Annotated in this window: 18 protein-coding genes; 9 read left to right on the forward strand and 9 right to left on the reverse strand. The window is 56.8% G+C overall.

The window, feature by feature from the left end; translation table 11 throughout:
* Positions 1-42 precede the first annotated feature (42 nt).
* Positions 43-501: a hypothetical protein gene (locus A8B84_RS14655; RefSeq protein WP_064229862.1), complete on the reverse strand. Its 459-nt coding sequence runs from the start codon at positions 499-501 to the stop codon at positions 43-45.
* Positions 502-620: 119 nt separating this feature from the next.
* Here A8B84_RS14655 and A8B84_RS14660 point away from each other — a divergent pair, with 119 nt between their 5' ends.
* Complete coding sequence (locus tag A8B84_RS14660; protein ID WP_064229863.1) at positions 621-1,688, forward strand: beta-N-acetylglucosaminidase domain-containing protein; 1,068 nt, start codon at positions 621-623, stop codon at positions 1,686-1,688.
* Positions 1,689-1,697: 9 nt separating this feature from the next.
* On the opposite strand, the gene A8B84_RS14665 is transcribed toward A8B84_RS14660, so the two are convergent.
* Complete coding sequence (locus tag A8B84_RS14665) at positions 1,698-2,408, reverse strand: SIMPL domain-containing protein (RefSeq protein ID WP_064229864.1); 711 nt, start codon at positions 2,406-2,408, stop codon at positions 1,698-1,700.
* A gap of 118 nt (positions 2,409-2,526) precedes the next feature.
* On the opposite strand from A8B84_RS14665, the gene A8B84_RS14670 reads away from it, so the two are divergent.
* A complete protein-coding gene (locus A8B84_RS14670) occupies positions 2,527-3,060 on the forward strand; it encodes a macro domain-containing protein (RefSeq protein WP_064229865.1) in 534 nt (177 codons plus the stop codon).
* A 9-nt stretch (positions 3,061-3,069) separates the two neighbouring features.
* Here A8B84_RS14670 and A8B84_RS14675 read toward each other — a convergent pair whose 3' ends face one another.
* Together A8B84_RS14675 and A8B84_RS14680 are read right to left on the reverse strand one after the other, a co-directional pair.
* Entirely contained in the window at positions 3,070-4,077 is a 1,008-nt protein-coding gene (locus A8B84_RS14675) for a ChaN family lipoprotein (protein ID WP_227512847.1), read from the reverse strand.
* A gap of 25 nt (positions 4,078-4,102) precedes the next feature.
* Entirely contained in the window at positions 4,103-4,282 is a 180-nt protein-coding gene (locus A8B84_RS14680) for a hypothetical protein (RefSeq protein ID WP_064229866.1), read from the reverse strand.
* A gap of 129 nt (positions 4,283-4,411) precedes the next feature.
* Between A8B84_RS14680 and dauA the strand changes: the two genes are divergently transcribed.
* A complete protein-coding gene (gene dauA / locus A8B84_RS14685) occupies positions 4,412-6,163 on the forward strand; it encodes a C4-dicarboxylic acid transporter DauA (RefSeq protein ID WP_064229867.1) in 1,752 nt (583 codons plus the stop codon).
* 71 nt (positions 6,164-6,234) lie between these two features.
* Positions 6,235-8,181: a CASTOR/POLLUX-related putative ion channel gene (locus tag A8B84_RS14690; protein ID WP_064229868.1), complete on the forward strand. Its 1,947-nt coding sequence runs from the start codon at positions 6,235-6,237 to the stop codon at positions 8,179-8,181.
* A 7-nt stretch (positions 8,182-8,188) separates the two neighbouring features.
* Here A8B84_RS14690 and A8B84_RS14695 read toward each other — a convergent pair whose 3' ends face one another.
* From A8B84_RS14695 to A8B84_RS14705, 3 genes are read right to left on the reverse strand one after another with little or no spacing between them, the layout of a single operon-like run.
* On the reverse strand, positions 8,189-8,578 hold the full coding sequence (locus tag A8B84_RS14695) for a CBS domain-containing protein (protein WP_064229869.1): 390 nt from the start codon (positions 8,576-8,578) through the stop codon (positions 8,189-8,191).
* Positions 8,579-8,591: 13 nt separating this feature from the next.
* On the reverse strand, positions 8,592-8,942 hold the full coding sequence (locus A8B84_RS14700) for a hypothetical protein (protein WP_064229870.1): 351 nt from the start codon (positions 8,940-8,942) through the stop codon (positions 8,592-8,594).
* Positions 8,939-10,432, reverse strand: a complete 1,494-nt coding sequence (locus A8B84_RS14705) for a DUF1538 domain-containing protein (RefSeq protein WP_064229871.1) — start codon at positions 10,430-10,432, stop codon at positions 8,939-8,941. Before A8B84_RS14705 ends, A8B84_RS14700 begins: the two co-directional genes overlap by 4 nt.
* Positions 10,433-10,710: 278 nt before the next feature.
* On the opposite strand from A8B84_RS14705, the gene A8B84_RS14710 reads away from it, so the two are divergent.
* The 5 genes from A8B84_RS14710 (at position 10,711) to A8B84_RS14730 (ending at position 15,410) form a co-directional block, all read left to right on the forward strand.
* On the forward strand, positions 10,711-12,303 hold the full coding sequence (locus tag A8B84_RS14710; RefSeq protein WP_064229872.1) for an isocitrate lyase: 1,593 nt from the start codon (positions 10,711-10,713) through the stop codon (positions 12,301-12,303).
* A gap of 375 nt (positions 12,304-12,678) precedes the next feature.
* Complete coding sequence (locus A8B84_RS14715; RefSeq protein ID WP_064229873.1) at positions 12,679-13,803, forward strand: hypothetical protein; 1,125 nt, start codon at positions 12,679-12,681, stop codon at positions 13,801-13,803.
* A 54-nt stretch (positions 13,804-13,857) separates the two neighbouring features.
* Entirely contained in the window at positions 13,858-14,208 is a 351-nt protein-coding gene (locus A8B84_RS14720; protein WP_064229874.1) for a hypothetical protein, read from the forward strand.
* Positions 14,209-14,220: 12 nt separating this feature from the next.
* Positions 14,221-14,913 carry a C39 family peptidase gene (locus A8B84_RS14725; protein ID WP_064229875.1) on the forward strand — a complete coding sequence of 231 codons (693 nt, stop codon included), beginning with the start codon at positions 14,221-14,223 and terminating at the stop codon, positions 14,911-14,913.
* Positions 14,914-14,918: 5 nt separating this feature from the next.
* Positions 14,919-15,410: a hypothetical protein gene (locus tag A8B84_RS14730; protein ID WP_227513981.1), complete on the forward strand. Its 492-nt coding sequence runs from the start codon at positions 14,919-14,921 to the stop codon at positions 15,408-15,410.
* 18 nt (positions 15,411-15,428) lie between these two features.
* Here the strand turns inward: A8B84_RS14730 and A8B84_RS14735 are convergent, their stop codons facing one another.
* The gene (locus A8B84_RS14735) at positions 15,429-16,502 is read right to left on the reverse strand and encodes a transporter (protein ID WP_064229876.1); all 1,074 of its coding nucleotides are present in this window, start codon (positions 16,500-16,502) and stop codon (positions 15,429-15,431) included.
* Between the two features lie 12 nt (positions 16,503-16,514).
* On the reverse strand, positions 16,515-17,891 hold the full coding sequence (locus tag A8B84_RS14740; RefSeq protein WP_064229877.1) for a sigma-54 dependent transcriptional regulator: 1,377 nt from the start codon (positions 17,889-17,891) through the stop codon (positions 16,515-16,517).
* Between the last annotated feature and the right edge of the window lie 34 nt (positions 17,892-17,925).

The following is a 17,925-nucleotide window of genomic DNA, read 5'->3' on the forward strand; positions in this document are numbered from 1 at the left end:
AATCAAAAACCGCCAGGTGTACGACCTTGGTCGTAAGGCGGATCAGAGGTCTTCCATCCGGCCAATCTGGCTGGCGAGACGCATGGCCTCATGCTCTTCCAGGGCCAGAAGGTCTTCCAGCAGTGACTTGGCTTCGGGGATTTCCGCCTTTCCGATCAGGGAGTCGTAGAGGTCCATGACCTGGTCGTGGAAATGGAATACCTCTTTGGCGATGTCAGCGAACGACATGGAGGCGTAGTGAGTATATGAGTCGGCGCTGGCCTTGATCGGCTTATGGTTCAAATAGTCGTACATGCGGGTGTGCATGGCCTTGGGATCAGCCTGCTTCTCAAATTCAGTGACGGCTTTTTCCAGCAGGGCCTCGTGACCAGCAAGGTAATCAAGAAGCGCGCTGGCACGTTCGTCGTTGTTCAGTTTGGCAGATTCTTTCAGGCACCGCGCCAGATATGCGTGCAGCTGTCGGGTCCATTCGATAAGGTCCTCGAACGTTTTTATCTCCATTGCATTGCTCCTTGCCGGGGCGGATCGTTTGTAGTTGGCTTTACCGGTAAGTCTAGTCAAAATTAGAGGTTATTGGGTACCTGAACCGGACCCGGGAACCAGCAGAGCGGAAATTGGCTATGGCAACGACACTCGGCATCATTGAAGGATTCTACGGCCCCATGTGGACCTGGCAGGAACGTCGGCATCTGGTCCGCACTCTGGCCCCCCACGGCTACGGATTTTATCTCTATGCCCCCAAGGCCGATGCCTTCCTCCGTCGCAGGTGGCAGCAGCCCCACCCACCGGCCATGGCCTCTGAGCTGGCCGAGTTTGCCCGTTTCTGCCGTCATGAGGGGATGCGTTTCGGGGTGGGCCTGAGCCCGTTCGAGGTATTCAACCGGTTCGACGATGACGCTCGCGCAGCGTTGGCAGACAAACTCACCCAACTGGAACGCACAGGCATTGATGAACTGGCGATCCTGTTTGACGACATGCGCTCCGATACTCCCGACCTTGCCAGCACCCAGGCAGACATAGTGCACTGGGTACGTGATCGCACAACCATCAGGCATCTGAGTGTCTGTCCCAGTTACTATTCCGACGATCCGGTGCTGGACCGGGTGTTCGGGGAGCGTCCGGCAGATTATCTGGAGACGCTCGGACGCAAGCTGGACCACTCGGTCAACGTCTTCTGGACCGGAGAGGAAGTGTGTTCCCGGGAAATATCTCCAGGACATCTGAAACGGGTCGGGGATCTGCTCGGGCGCAAGCCCGTACTCTGGGATAACTACCCGGTCAATGATGGTGACCGCATGTCTCAACACCTGCATCTTCGTGCGTTCACCGGGCGGCCTGCGGCAAATGCAGCGCACCTGGCCGGCCACGGGATCAACCCGGCCCTGCAGCCCACATTAACAGCGATTCCGGCCATAACCCTGGCAGAATCCTATCGGCTTGGGCCGTCCTATCAATACGGTCAGGCGTTCCGCCATGTCGCCCGGGAGGTGCTGGGCAGGGAACTGGCGGCGCAGCTGCATGCGGATCTACTGGTGTTGCAGGACACCGGTCTGGGCCGGATCAGTGATGAAAAGCGGCAGAGTCTTCAGCATACCTACGATGCCTTTGACCACCCCGCGGCCAACGAGATCCTGCGCTGGTTGGCGGGTGAATATCAGGTGACTGATGAGATGGTGGCAACGCAGTAGCCTCGCCGGCTACCGGAGATAATACTCGACCGTTGAGACCACCCGAACGGTTTTAACCGGTTGTTGCCCTTCCATGATGCCCGGTGCCTGATCCCGTGCCAGTATCTGGAAAACGCCCTGATTGGCCCGGCGCAGGCCCCCGAGTTCCGCCTTGGCATCCTGGGCGAACTGGGCGGCGGCTTCCCGCGCCGATGCCGTGGCCTCCGCAATCATTTCCGGCTTGATTTCGTTGAGACCATTAAACAGATAAGTCGGGCCGGATGGGCCGTAGTCGGAAGACAGCACCACCCCCGAGTCCACCAGCTCACTGACACCCTGTGCGGCCTGTCGAATCCGGTCGATATCGGTGCTGCGAACCATAAGAGTCTGACTGATGATGAATTTCTGCTCGCCGTTATTGGCCTGGTAGGGGTTGGCCCTGGTATCGGTGACATCCAGGCGCTGGAGCTCGACCGCATCCTGGTCAATGGCCTGCAACTTCAGGAATGCCATGATCGCATCCCGGCTACTTCTGGCCTTGTCCTGGGCCTCACTCAGCGACGCCCCGGTCGCAACAAAGCGGATAGGCCACAAGGCAAGATCTGCATTCACTTCCCGTTCAGCCACACCCTTGACGGTGACATAGCGGTCGCCGGTGCGCAGGTCGGTAAGGCCGCTGCCGATCAGAGCTGCGGAGATAATGGCGCTGATACCGAGAATCAGCGAGGCGAGAAGTTTCATGGAGTGTTCCCTGTGTTGCACAACCGGAAAGTTCCGGAAAGCGTCCGTTTGACAGCTGCTATCCTGAAGATCAGGAACAAGATTAGCGCTTCACGCCCCAGGCTGAAAGGGAGGAATCATGACGGCTGTGAAAGTTGAGTGTGTCAAAGGCAACATCGCCGCACAGCAGGATATGGATGTAATCGTGAATGCTGCCAATGCCGAACTTCTGCCCGGCAGTGGCGTGGCCGGTGCCATTCACAGTGCGGCCGGCCCGGGGCTGGCAGAGGAATGCCGCGCACTGGCGCCCATCAGGCCAGGCCAGGCCGTAATCAGTTCGGCCCATAACCTGCCGAACCAGTATGTCATCCACTGCCTGGGGCCGGTCTACGGAGTTGATGAGCCATCCGACCGTTTGCTGGCGGATTGTTTCAGGAACGCCCTGTTGCTGGCAGATCGTCATGGGCTGGTGTCCATTGCCTTTCCTGCCATCTCTACCGGTGTTTTTGGTTACCCGTTGCAAGATGCAGCCGCCGTGGCCATGAAAGCGGTCGCCGACACCCGGGCGGATCTCAATTCTGTTCGCCTTGTCCGGTTTGTCCTGTTCAGCGATCAGGACCTTTCCATATTCGATGAAGCCCTCAAGCACGAATCGGGCGTGGCAGATCGGTAGCGGCGATTTCTAGTCACAGGTCTTGTCGGTCGATCGGCTGAAACGGGCCTGCATGGCTTTGCGTTCGCGCTCGGAGTCCTGGAATTCGTCGGGCAGGGGCTGGATGAAGTAAACGAAGTCACCTTTTGCGCGATTCCGGTCCAGTGGTGGTTCGTTGACGTCCGAAGGCCAGAATACCGGACTGACAACGGCAACAGATAACTCTGGTGCTCGCTGTTTCAGCAATGCCACCGTTCCCAGCCCCTCTTCGCTGTGGAAGGTGCCGGTCAGGTGCAGGACCTGGTGCCCCGGATACTCTGCCCGGGCCTGAAGAATGCCGGCGGCCATGGTGTTGTCCCGGAGCAACTGGGCCTTGTAGGTGTTCTCCATCCGCTGGCTCATGGTGTCGTCAGCCTGATGGCTGGCGCCAATGGCTGCCATGAACTTTTCCCGGTAAGCCGGGGTGTCCATGAAGGGATCGGCGGGTAACTTCTGCTTTATGGTCTCAGAGACACTGTCGAGGTACTCAGGGCCTTTCCGGCCCACACAGCGGACCACTTCTGCAGGCGCATTGGCAGCGATCACCGGCAAATTGAGCTGGCGTGCAAATTCCACCAGTGGTCGGTAGAAGCCGCGGTAGTTGTCCCAGGCGCCGGCATCCTCAATCATTTCGGTTTCGCCGATCTCACCCTGCAGATACCCATTCAGCTCATCCTGATGGTCCAGATTGAACTGCTCCATGGCAAGAACCTGCTCTGGCCGCAGCCGATACAATGCCGCCTGAAGCCGGGACTGCAGAAGATGGGAACCGTGGTGCCCATGGTATTCCCCCACAACCACGACATCCGTGTTGACCAGTCGCTGCGCCAACTCCTCCGGAGTCAGGACGGTGTTGTTTTCCGGCCGCACTATCCGGGCATCGTACTGGGTTTGAGGTGCCGACAGTGTGGCTTCCTGAGCATTTGAAGAAGGCATGGCGGTACATCCGTTCAGAGCAGAGAGTGAGGCAAATAGCAGGGCGGGCGCGAGAACTTTCATGGTATTCCTTACGTTATGATCACAGTCAGGATCTTTTTTCGCGTTCTTCGCGCCAGTCCGGCCCCAATCTTTCTTCCACATATTCCCGGATGAATTGGCGCACTCTCTGGGAGGGCGTTACATCCTCCTGCTTGCACAGTTCCTCAAAGGCGGCCTTTTTGTCCGGGTCGATCAGCAGCGTCAGGCGGGCAGTGCGTTTTTCCATAGGGTTGTTCTTCACGTCTGGTGATTTTCAGATATGTTAATCAGATTAACATTGAATGGATATAAAATGAGCATATAATTTACAGGCATCCGTTGCAATTCCTGAACCTTGGCAATTAACGAGCCTTTCATGCCGCATCGCGCCCACCTGTTCTCACTCCGGATGGCTCACGCATTCCGGGAAGCCTGCATTGATGAACCCTATCGGGGCCGCCGTTTCCTGCGCGACCTGATGGCCGGTGTAACGGTGGGTATTATTGCCATACCACTGGCCATGGCGCTGGCGATTGCCAGTGGTGTTGCACCACAGTACGGGCTCTATACCGCCATTATCGCCGGGTTTGTGATCGCACTGACTGGCGGCAGCCGGTTCAGTATCTCCGGCCCCACCGCCGCCTTCGTGGTCATTCTCTACCCCATCGCCCAGAACTATGGGCTGGGTGGTTTGCTGTTGGCCACTTTGATGTCCGGCGTTCTGCTGATTCTCATGGCCCTGATGCGCCTGGGCCGCTTCATTGAGTATATTCCCGAGTCTGTCACCCTGGGATTCACCGGAGGCATTGCGGTGGTGATTGCCACTCTGCAGGTCCGGGACTTTCTGGGCCTGCCGGTTGGCGATATGCCCGAACACTACTGGGACAAGCTCGCGCTACTGGCAGGAGCGCTGCCGGAGTTCGATGGCATGAGCACGCTTGTGGCTGGTGTCACCCTCGCCTGCATGTTGCTCTGGCCAAAACTTAAAACCCCGGTGCCACCCCACCTGCCGGCCGTGGTGATCGGGAGTCTTCTGGCGCTGTGGTTGAATGCCCAGGGCGCATCGGTTGAGACGATCGGCTCAAGATTCAGCTATCTGTTGCCGGATGGTTCAGTGGGGGCCGGTATTCCGCCTTTTCTGCCGGAATTTGCCTGGCCCTGGCAGCAGGCGGGAGCATCGGGAGAGCCGATCGGGGTGTCCTGGTCGCTGGTTCGGGATCTGCTGCCAGCAGCCTTTGCCATCGCCATGCTCGGTGCTATCGAATCCCTGCTCTGTGCCGTAGTACTGGATGGCATGACCGGCAAACGTCACAGCGCCAACAGCGAGTTAATGGGGCAGGGCCTGGGCAACATCATTACGCCGTTTTTCGGCGGCATTACTGCGACCGCAGCCATTGCACGTTCGGCAGCCAATTACCGCGCCGGCGCCGAGTCACCGGTATCCGCAATGGTTCATTCTCTGGTGGTGCTACTCGCCCTGGTGTCGCTGGCGGGGCTACTGGCGTACCTGCCCATGCCGGCCATGGCGGCCTTGCTGATTATGGTGGCCTGGAACATGAGTGAGGCGCCTAAGTCGCTGCATCTGCTGAAAACAGCGCCGCGCAGCGACATTCTGGTTTTTCTCACCTGTTTTTCGCTCACGGTATTGCTGGATATGGTGATTGCCATCACCACCGGCGTTTTGCTGGCGGCGGTCCTGTTCATGCGGGAAATGGCACAGATGACCCGGGTCACGGATATCACCCTGAGCAATCGTATTGCTGACTACGAACTGCCCGATGGCTGGCAGGTCTTCAAGATCAACGGGCCTCTGTTCTTTGCCGCCGCCGACCGGATCTTCGGTGAGCTGGCGGCTCTGTCCCGCAATGCCCGCGGGTTCATCCTTTATATGGACGGCGTCACGATTCTCGATGCCGGCGGGCTGTCCGCCCTGAACAAGCTCATCGCCACCTGTGAACGGGACGGCACTCAGATCGTCATTGCCGATCTCCAGTTTCAGCCTTTGCGAACCCTCGCTCGCGCCGGGGTTACGCCGGTAGCTGGCGTTAGCCGCTATACTTCCTCCCTGGACGAAGCCTTGCGTCTGATTTCTCGACCCGGCGCTGAGACTGATCAGTCTTCCGGATAAAACGTTGATTCTTAAAGTCTCCGAATGGTTTACCCTTTGGCGATGAGAATCCGTCCAAAAAAAGGAATGACATGCTGCCTTTCCGGCTGATCGACCGAGTGAAATTCATACTGGAGCGCCAACTGGTGAAGGGTGCCGGGTTTCAGCTTCTTGTGGTCGGTGTGTTTATCGGCCTGATATCGCTGATCGGCGGCCTCCTGGTGGTTCCCCAGGGCGGTGACTTCGAGGAGCCGGGCTCGGCCATCTGGTGGGCTTTCCTGAGACTGACTGATCCCGGTTATCTGGGTGATGATGTAGGGACCTGGCAGCGCTTTGTTTCAACCCTACTGACCATCAGCGGTTATGTGGTGTTTATGGGCACCCTGGTGGCCATCCTGACACGGTGGTTGATTGCCAAAATGGCGGACCTTGAGCGGGGCCTCACGCCGGTGACACTCAAAAACCATGTGGTGGTGTTGGGCTGGACCAGCCAGACGCTGCCCCTGCTCTCCGAGTTGCTGGGTTCCAGCGGCCGGATGAGACGGTTTCTGGAAAAGCATGACGCCCAGAAGCTCAACCTTGTCGTGCTGTCGGAGGACGCCTCTGCGGCTCAGGTTCATGAGCTTCGGAGCGAACCAGGTATCGGCCGCCGAGCCCGCCAGATCATCCTGCGTTCAGGGTCGGCGATCCAGCCGGATGCCCTGCACCGGGTGGCCTGCCTGGATGCAGCGGCCGTGATCGTTCCCAGCGCAGCCCATGAGGCCGGCAGCCTGGTGACATCGGATGTGGAAACGGTTAAGGCGCTGCTTTCCATTGCCGCCCAGGCAAGACACTTTCAGGCTTCCTTGCCGTTCGTCGTGGCTGAGATCCAGGACGTCCGAAAGTTACCGGTGATTGAACGGGCCTATCCCGGCGCGGTGGAAGTCGTGGCCGGCGATGCCACCATCAGTCGTCTCATGGTTCAGAACATTCTTCATCCCGGGCTGTCGGAGGTTTACAACGAGTTGCTCACGGCCGGCGAGGGCAACGAAATCTATATCCGGGGCGGAGAATCGCTGGGCGGAATGACGCTTGGTGAGCTGGCCGCGGCCCGGCCCGAGGTTATCGTGTTGGGGCTTCTGAAACATCGCGATGCAGGCTGGGACGTCCAGCTGCTGGCACCTTCAGACTCGCGAATTGATCCGGCCGATCGCGTCGTCATTATGGCCCGGGACTACTCCGAGACCGAACCCGATCCCAAAAAGGCAACCTTGCCAGGGCTGGAGAGAGGACAAGCGGTGCGTGTCGACCGGCATGCCGATCAGGCGAATCACCGGGTTCTGGTGTTGGGCTGGAACCGGCGGGTGCCCAGTCTGATCGCGGAATTTCTGAGCTACGGACACCGTCATTTTGAAGTGGACCTGGTTTCCGTGGTTCCGAGAGCCGAGCGGGAACAGGCCATTGCCCAGTACGTGGAGAATTCCGAACGCCTGACCTGTCGGCATATCGAGGCGGATTACATGGTGGAAGGTGAGCTGCGCCGGATTGGGCCGGCGGGCTACGATACCGTGATCCTGCTTAGCAGCGACCGTCTGGCCTCAGGCGAAGAGGCCGATGCTCGGGCGATGGTAGGTTACCTCCAGCTTGAGGATATCCTGGCCGAGTTTGCCCGAAGGCCCCAGCTGATAATGGAGCTGAGTGACCCGGATAACCGCCACCTTTTGTACGGGCACCAGAGTGAAATGTTGATCAGTCCCATGATTCTGAGTCACGTTCTGGCCCAGGTTGCCCTGCGGCGGGAGCTTCGGATCGTGCTGGATGAGCTGTTCACCGTTGGCGGTGCCGAGATCCAGTTCCGGGACCCCGCGGACTACCCATTGCCCGCCAGTGCGACTTTTCAGGTTCTGGAGAAGACTGTGGCAGCAGAAGGTGAACTTGCCCTGGGTGTCTTTCGCAACAAGGCCAATGAACGTGGGCGTCACCTGCAACTGAATCCGTCCCGGAAGGACTATCTGGAGTTGCAGCCGGGCGACCGGCTGGTGGTGATGTGCCTGACCTGATCGGTCATCAGTCGATGCTCTCGAGCAGGGCCGCCATGATGTCGTCCATGACCACGAAGCCTTTGAGATCATTGTCGGCCAGAACCAGAAGACGCTTTACCCGGTATTTGCTCATCAGGCTCGCCGCATGTCGGACGTTCAGGTTCTCACCGACGCTGATCACAGGCTTGGCGCAGGCGTCGTAAACATTCAGAAGATCTATATCGCCGTCTTCGGCGATGACGGTTTTCAGTACATTGGTATAGGTAATCAGCCCCCAGGCATCGTGCTCGCTTGTCTTTTCCACCACCAGAGACTTCAAAGAATGCTGCTTCATCTTTGAAAGCGCCTCACGGATGCTGGCAAACGGAGAGATGGTAACTACGTCCCGCACCATCACATCTTTGACCAGTTTCATGGCTGTTCTCCGGTTACAGTGAATCTTTCAGGTGTTGTTCGAACTTCGCAACCTGTGACATATCGATCCCGCCCAGGTGTTCGAGGGGAATCGTGAACACAAGGCCCTTTGAATCGTTATGGTCTGGCATAAGTATCCTCTGTATGGCCTTCAGAATATCGAGCGAAAGGCCCTTCTCCAGCACCATCAGCAGAATGCTCTGGCTGCCATCGTAGGTCAGGCCGAAGAAGGTTTTCTTGGCGGTGTTACTGATGCCTCGACCGGAAAGCACGGTAATGCCACCGGCGCCAAGATCCCTTGCGGCATCGACGCAGTCCTGCTCCTGATCCTCGGGAACGATTGCAACCAGTACCGAAAATTTCATGAGTCTGTTTTCCTCTGCTTTGCAAGCATTTCAACAACGATGGCGTAGCTCATCACCGTCACAATCGGAAAGATGGACGCGAAGGCGATCAGACCGAAACCGTCGATCAGCACGTTGCGGCCTTCAATGCTGCTCGCCAGGCCAATACCCAGAGCGGTCACCAATGGCACGGTAACCTCTGAGGTGGTTACGCCGCCAAGGTCGTATGCCAGGGGTATGATGCACCTGGGCGCCAGCGCGGTCAGAATAATTACCAGAATATAGCCGCCAATGATGTAATGGTGAATTGAATCGCCACTGATAATCCTGTGGACCCCAAGGGTGATCCCCACGGCGACCCCGATGGCCACTATGATTCTGATTGCATTGCCATTAATGGTGCCGGCGGCCGCCTGTTCCGCCTGATGCCCGATCGCGATCAATGCCGGTTCGGCCATGGTGGTGGCAAAGCCGATCATGAACGCGAACAGATAGACGAACACGAAGCCCTCCATGCTCATCAGCTGCCGGGCCATACTGGTGCCAATTGGAAAAAGGCCCAGTTTCAGACCGACCACGAAGGCATAAAGCCCCAGCACCACCAGCGCAAACCCGAACAGGATCTTGCGGGGATTGGTCAGCCCCCGGCGCAATACCAGATACTGAAAAAACAGAATGGTGATAATGATTGGCAGGACATCCCGGACCATCCCGGCAAGATCGAGTAGCATGCCTAGCAGAACCGGTGTTTGATCGGCTGTTCCATTCTGGGTCAGGGTTGGCAGCACCGTTGGATCTGCCGTGTCACCGGAATAGACCACAATCCCGTAGAGTTGAACGGTGATCATGGGGACCATTACAGCGAGTGCCACCAGGCCAAAACCATGGAGTAGCGGATTGCGCCCCCGAATGGAAGCCGCCAGACCAATGCCCAGAGCTGCAATCAGGGGAACGGTAACGATATTGGTGGTTACGCCGCCGGAATCGTAGGCAAGGCCGACAATTTCAGGTGGCGCGAACCAGGTGATGATCACCACCACGATATAGCCGATGATCATGAACCAGTGGAGCGGGTAACCGAAGATGGTTCTGAATACGCCCAGGGCCACCACCAGGCCGACAGATACGGCCACGAGGATTCTGAGCGTGAGGGCCTTGATTTTGCCCTCGCTGACTTCTTCCGCTTGCTGGGCCACAGCAATCAGCGCCGGTTCTGCCACTACTGCTGAAAAACCCATGGCGAAGCCGAAAGAAAGCAGAACCGGTACGGAGCCCTTTCTGGCAAACTGATTGGACAGGCTTTTTCCGACCGGAAAAATGCTGAGTTCAAGACCCTGGAGAAACAGGGCAACGCCCACCGCCACGATCAGTAACCCGATGGCCATCGCCAGTGTGTTCTCCGGCATTTGCTGGAGAATGACAAGCTGGAAGAAGACAACAACGGCGATGATCGGAAACAGGTTCTTCAGGGCATGCACAAGGGAATGGCTGAAAGTTCGCAGATAGAACACTGTTTGCGCCTGGTGGGTTCCGGTAGGAAGTGCTCATCAATAACAGTAACAATAGTCACTGTTCCTGTGTTGATCCAACTCAAAACCTGCACCTTTTCGGCATTCACCAGAAAAATGCCGAAAATAGATCATATAAATTTCAATTATAAATTTGAAACCACTAAAGTAACCACCAATGTCATCGCTTTGCTCAAAAAGTGAGCAGGCTTTTGGCTTCGGAAGTTGCTGTACGCTTCTCCCTATCGACTTAGAAAACCAACGTAGAAAGGATTGAGACCATGCCCTACGCACAAGACGTTGACCAGATTGCTTCCCTGTTGAAGCAGCACCCGACCTGGAACGCTATCAACCCGAAGCACGCCGCTCGCATGCGCGCCCAGAACAAGTTCAAGACTGGTCTGGACATCGCCAAGTACACAGCCAAGATCATGCGCGAAGACATGGCGAACTACGACAAGGACACTTCCCAGTACACCCAGTCCCTGGGTTGCTGGCACGGCTTCATCGGCCAGCAGAAGATGCTGTCGATCAAGAAGCACTTCGGTACCACCAAGCGTCGCTACCTCTACCTGTCTGGCTGGATGGTTGCTGCCCTGCGTTCCGAGTTCGGTCCGCTGCCTGACCAGTCCATGCACGAGAAGACTGCCGTATCCGGCCTGATCGAAGAGCTGTACACCTTCCTGCGTCAGGCGGATGCCTGGGAACTGAACCACCTGTTCCGTGCCCTGGAAGAAGCTGAGAAAGCCGGCGACAACGCCAAAGCTGAAGAGCTGATCAAGCAGATCGACAGCCACGAAACACACGTTGTGCCGATCATTGCCGACATCGACGCCGGTTTTGGTAACGCCGAAGCCACATACCTGCTGGCCAAGCAGATGATCGAAGCCGGTGCCTGCTGCATCCAGATCGAGAACCAGGTGTCTGATGAGAAGCAGTGTGGTCACCAGGATGGCAAGGTAACTGTTCCGCACGCCGACTTCCTGTCCAAGATCAACGCCGTTCGTCTGGCGTTCCTGGAGCTGGGTGTGGACGACGGTGTTATCGTTGCCCGTACCGACTCCCTGGGTGCTGGCCTGACCCAGAAGCTGGCCGTTACTGAGGAGCCTGGTGACCTGGGCGACCAGTACAACAGCTTCCTCGATGGCGAGTACATCGACGACGCTTCCCAGATCGACAATGGCGACGTTGTCATCAAGTCTGACGGCAAGCTGATGAAGCCCAAGCGTCTGCCTTCCGGTCTGTTCCAGTTCCGTCCGGGCACTGGCGAAGACCGTGTTGTTCTGGACTGCATCACCAGCCTGCAGAACGGTGCTGACCTGCTGTGGATCGAAACCGAGAAGCCGCACGTTGGTCAGATCGCAGCCATGGTTAACCGCATCAAGGAAGTGGTGCCCGATGCCAAGCTGGTCTACAACAACAGCCCGTCCTTCAACTGGACCCTGAACTTCCGTCAGCAGGTATTCGACGCCTGGAAGGAAGAGGGCAAGGACGTTTCTGCTTACGACCGCGACAAGCTGATGAGCGAAGAGTACGACAACACCGAGCTGGGTCAGCTGGCCGACGAGTGGTGCCGTAACTTCCAGCGTGACGGTTCACGCGAAGCAGGTATCTTCCACCACCTGATCACCCTGCCGACTTACCACACTGCCGCCCTGTCTACTGACAACCTGGCCAAGGGCTACTTCGGTGACGAAGGCATGCTGGCCTACGTTGCCGGCGTACAGCGCAAGGAAATCCGTCAGGGCATCGCCACCGTCAAGCACCAGGATATGGCTGGTTCCAACATCGGTGACGACCACAAGGAATTCTTCGCTGGTGACGCGGCCCTGAAGGCCGGCGGTAAAGACAACACCATGAACCAGTTCGGCTAATAGACTGTTCAGGTGTTGCTGAAGCGGGCCCGAGGGTTCGCTTCAATCCCCAAAACCCCGCCTAGAGCGGGGTTTTGTTTTTCTGACACTGCGAATTTCACGTAAGTGTCTGAGACGACGCTATAAAACGTACCTATCCTCCTTTTTGTTTGCCCTCCCTGTTTCATTCCTGAAACAGTTTCAACGGTGCCAGGGCCCGTTGTTTTTCGATTGAATAAAAGAAAACCCTTTCAAAACATACACCTGATTCCAGTTTCTCAATTGTGGCACGGGAATCGCTCCTTTGTTCTGGCGGGTCTGAACCTTGGCTTACCCGAAGGCTAGCGGGTTGGGTCGGATCCCTTAAAAGCCAATAACTTCAAAGGAAATGACATCATGAACACCAAAAAAACACTGCTAGCAGCTGCCATCGCAATGACAATGGGCGTTTCCGGTTTTGCCTATGCGGACCAGGGCGGAGATGGAGATCCGAATACCAATGCGGACAACACCTCAACCGCCAACAACGACCAATCTGGCAACACTGACTCCGGTAACGACAACTCCACTGACAACTCGGACAACAGCACTGACGTGGCTGATTCGTTCAAGATTGCCGACAGTGGCAACGACAACTCCACGGATAGCTCCGATAACTCAACGAATGTTGCGGACAGTGCGAACGACAATTCCGACAACAGCACCGATGTGGCTGATTCGTTCAAGATCTCCGACAGCGGCAATGACAATTCGGACAATTCCACCAACGTTGCTGACAGCGGTAATACCGCCGTGGCTGATAGCGGAAATGACAACTCCGACAACTCCACCAATGTGGCAGACAGTGCGAACGACAGTTCGGACAACTCTATTAGTGTGGCCGACAGTGGGAATGACAGTTCGGATAATTCCACCAACGTCGCCGACAGCGGGAATGACAGCTCCGATAACTCCACGAACGTCGCGGATAGCGGAAACGACAATTCCGACAACTCCACGAATGTTGCTGACAGCGGCAACACCGCGGTGGCCGATAGCGGAAATGATAACTCCGACAACTCCACCAATGTGGCAGACAGTGGGAATGACAGCTCTGATAATTCCACGAACGTCGCGGATAGCGGAAACGATAATTCCGACAACTCCACAAATGTAGCCGATAGCGGTAATACCACCGTCTCGGATAGTGGCAATGACAGCTCCGACAACTCAACCAACATTGCCGATAGCGGGAATACCACTATCTCCGACAGCGGAAACGACAGCTCCGATAACTCATTGGCTCTGGATCTGGATGTGTTCCTGAACAACGCTGATCTGGACGGCAGTGTATCGGGTGCTTCAACCACCTACGGCGATGCCAACGGCAGAGCGTCCTACACCGATGCCCGGAACCGCAATGAAATCTCTGGCGGTTCAGCGAACTTCACCGGTGTTGGCGCCTTTGCCCAGAATGCAGGCAATGGCAACGTTACGCAGGCGAATGTCAGTGTAATGTCCAACCTGTCCACCGGCCAGTAAGGAATCCGGGCCGCATCTAAACGGGTGCGGCCCGGTTATTCCGGGAGAACTGCCATGGGTTACGTCATCAGAGGGAAACTGAAGGCTGCCTTGCTGGCATTATTGCTCGGAACATCGGGATTTGTTTCGGCCGAGCAGTGGATGGATGCCATGACCCTGACGGAGGATCAGTTGGCGGATGCAAGTGGTCGCCAGGGAGTTTCGATGCAATTGCAGGTTAACAATAACCAGCAGAGTGCGAATGTCTCCGACAACCTGCTGACCGGAAATGTTGTCACCGGAAATAACAGTATTTCCGACAACGCTTTCGGCAACATGAGCGGGGTTGCCACGGTTATCCAGAACACGGGTAATCAGGTGGTCATTCAGGATAGTACCCAGATCAACATACTGATCAATCACTGACGGAGGTGGGCCATGACCAGGAAGGTTCTTGTCGCGGTTTGCGCGAGTGCCGGGCTGCTATGGTCCACCGCATTTGCCGGCTCGGTCATGGTGCCCGGTATTGGCGGTGATATCCGGCTCACGGTGAACAGCTTCGAAAGCCGTCGCTTTGACAGTGTCCTGCGCCAGCAGTACGACTTCAGCTGTGGCTCCGCAGCGGTCGCCTCGTTATTGAGCTTTCATTATGAGGATCAGGTCAGCGAGCACGATGTTTTCATTGAAATGCTGGCGTTGGCAGATGAGGAAAAGGTGCGCCGGCATGGGTTCTCCATGCTCGATATGAAGCGCTACCTGGCATCCAGAGGGTACCAGGCTGATGGATTCCGCTTGCCCTTGGCCGGGCTCAGGGAGAAGGTTCGCCTGCCGATGATTGTGTTGCTGAACATTGAGGGTTTCCGTCATTTCGTGCTGATCAAGGGCATCAGTGAAGACGAGGTGTTGATAGGAGACCCCGCCCGGGGTATGAAAATCTATTCTTACTCAAAATTCAGCGAGTACTGGGATGGTACCGCCTTTGTAATTCGCAGTCACCTTGATCGGGGGCGTGATCACTTTCTCGCCGATGGTCGTTGGCCCCAGGTGGCCAGGGCGCCATTGGAAAAAGGCCTCGGTGGGCCATCTCTCGGCCACACGCTGCCATACTGGCCCTCCGCGAGGGAATGGTGATAATCATGAAGGGCAGGATGCCTAAGGTCGCATTGCTGGCTATTGCCTGCACGACCTTATCGCCGGTTACCCGGGCTGAACTGAATCCCGGGGTTGACCCCATCAGTGACACGGAGCTTTCGGAGTATCGTGGCGGCTTCCTGATGGATAACCTGGAGATCAGTATTGGTCTTGAGCAAATCGTTGGTATTAACGGTGACACCCTGGTGATCAATCGATTGACCATTCCCAACCTGAACCAGCCCGTCAATGACCGTTTGCTTGATCACCAGATGCAGACCGTATTGGAGGTGATCAGCGCGAACCGCAGCGGTGGTGCACGGGTAGCCAGCAATATGGCGGGTCCCAACGGCTGGATGACGGTGGTTCAGAACAGCCTGGATAGCACTGTGATACAGAATATGCATCAGCTGAATATCGAGCTGAACAATCTGGGTGCCGGGAATCAGCTCCCGGCCCGGTTCAGTGATCAACTGATTCAGTTGCTTGGCCGCTGAGAGATTCTTGATTCCTTCCTAGAGACTGATCGGAAGCTTGAGTGTAATCTCGCTGTTAGGCGCGTTTTCAGTAACGCCAATGCTCACCGTCAGGCTCAGGGATGTGGACTGCGACAGGCGCTGGGACAGCCCGAATGACAGTGACCCGATCTGAATACGGTCGAAATTGGATTCAAAGAGATCAATGTTCCTCTCGAACGTGGTTTTTCGGATAACCGAGTGATCATAGCCCAGGCTGAACGACGTGCGCTCGTTAAAGGCGAACCCCATCCCGAAGCCAAAACGCACGATATCGCCGGGGTCGACCGTGCCTCCGTTTTCAAAGCCTTGCTCCTCTTTGAGGGTCCAGACATAACTCAGATTGCCGAACAGCACGGCCGGGTCGGTCGGGTAGATGAATGAGAGTCCAGGTTCGAATGCCCAGAAGCCTGAACCTGTTGGCCGGCTTTCCAGTTCGATGCCAATGGGATTACCCTGACTATCCTCGATGACCCTCTGGTCAACGTCGTAGGGGCCTTCGCCGGTTGGCGCTCTCACCCGCAGCGCGCCAATCACGTAGGGCCAGCCGCCCAGGCCATCGGTTAGCTGATAGCGGGCTGAAACTTCAACATCACCGAGCCCCTCGCCGGAGGATTCACGCAGTGTATCCACCGGCGTGCCCTGGAAAACCTCACGCTCTCTCAGATCCTCATTGATGCTCAGGTATGGCACACGGACCGCCGCTTCAAATTTGCTGGTAAATCCGTATTTGAGTGACATGGCACCAACAAAAATATCACGCTGGATCTCGGAAATGTTGATCAGTCCGATCAGCAGTGCAGGGATCACCGTGTAACCTTCGATCGCGACTGCCGTTGAGTTGCTATGGGCGTGGGAGAAAGAGGGTTCAATGGTGAAACGGCCTGGCCGGGTCACGATGCCACGGTCGGCGGTAATGGAAGCAATATCGGTTGCCGGGTCGTGGCCTTCGTCAGTCGTTGCCCGGACACTCGTCGGGGCGGCCGAGGCATCCTCGTCGGCCTGAGCGCCTTCTGCCAACATGGAGTAGCCCAGAGACAGTAGCGGGATGAGCCATAGTGTGTTTTTTTTCATGGGGGAACTCCTTCAGTTGTCTTTCTGCGGCCGGATTGATGTGCCATGAGGCACGCGGTGCTTATCCATCAGCCGGTAGAGCGAAACCCTTGAAATGTTCAGAAGCCGGGCGGCTGCTGACACGTTGTTGTGGGCAAGCGCGAGACTTACCGAGATTGCCTGCCGGTCCGCTCTTGATCGAAAAGCGTCCAGTGAGAGTTCTCGGCTGCGGTCGTGGTTGTCGGTTGGGGTGGCGGTGAAACCCATGTCTTCGGCCCCGATCTGTGGGCTTTCTCCCAGCAATAATGCCTGGCGCAAGCGGTTCTGCAGCTCCCTCAGGTTGCCTGGCCAGGGGTGGCCAGCCAGACAGATCAATGCATCGTCAGTGAGGCGCCTGGTGGCTTTAGCCGAAGGTGTGGCCGAGAGTATCCGACTGGCCAGAATGGGAATGTCTTCCTTGCGTTCCCGCAACGGTGGCAACAACACATGCAGGCTTCCAAGCCGGTAAAACACATCGCTTCGGAACGCCCCGGTCTTGACCAGCTGTTCAAGCGGCTGCGTGCTTGTCGCAATGAGCCGGGTGTCGACGCTGATGGGATGATTGGAGCCCAGGCGCTCGATCAGGCCTTCCTGGAGAAAACGCAGAATAGCCGATTGTTGTTCTGAGCAAAGCTCATCGACACCGATCAATAACAAAGTGCCGCCATTGGCCGCTTCAATTCGACCTTTCTGGGCACTCATGGCATGGGTAAATGCCCCCTTTTCGTGGCCAAAGAGCTCGTTCTGGGTTAAAGATCGGGGCAGGGCTGCACAGTTCACTGCGATCAGCGGCTTGTTTCTACGTGGCGAATTGTCGTGAATGTAACGGGCGGCGGCTTCCTTGCCGGTTCCGTTCTCGCCGTAGATCAGTACGGATTCTTCAGTGCGGGCAAATTTCCGTAATAACTCTCTTACCTGCCGGATCGCCACCGACTCACCCTCAAGAGCAACGTCGTGATAACAGGCGGGTTTCGCCCGTGACGCCTTCGCCTGAAGCTCAGACATACCCCACAGGTGGCCGAGAATGCCATTGAGTCGGTCGGCCTGGAGCGGAAGTGTATGGTAGTCCTTACAGTAACGGTTGATCAGAGCACAGATTTCCGGGTTCTGGATCTGATGAGGTTCCAGGGTGGCAACCCAGTGCTGGACCGGAATCGTGTCCAGCCACTCGGGCAAGTGGGCCAGTTGATCCCGTTTCAGGGAGCCCAGATCAAACACGCCAACTCTGGCCCCACTGCCGGACCTCTCGCCTGCGCAGCGTTTGTCTGTCGGGGGAACATGAATAAGCTGCCAGTCCCTTAGCAAGGGCCCGCTGGCAGCTAAAGCCGGGTACACCGCCGACAACCAAACAAGCGGTCGTTTTTCCTTCATGGCGACTCTCCCAGAGAATGTGCCTTGAAAAAAA

The sequence above is a fragment of the Marinobacter sp. EhC06 genome, assembly GCF_001650915.1.
Taxonomy (GTDB): Bacteria; Pseudomonadota; Gammaproteobacteria; order Pseudomonadales; family Oleiphilaceae; genus Marinobacter.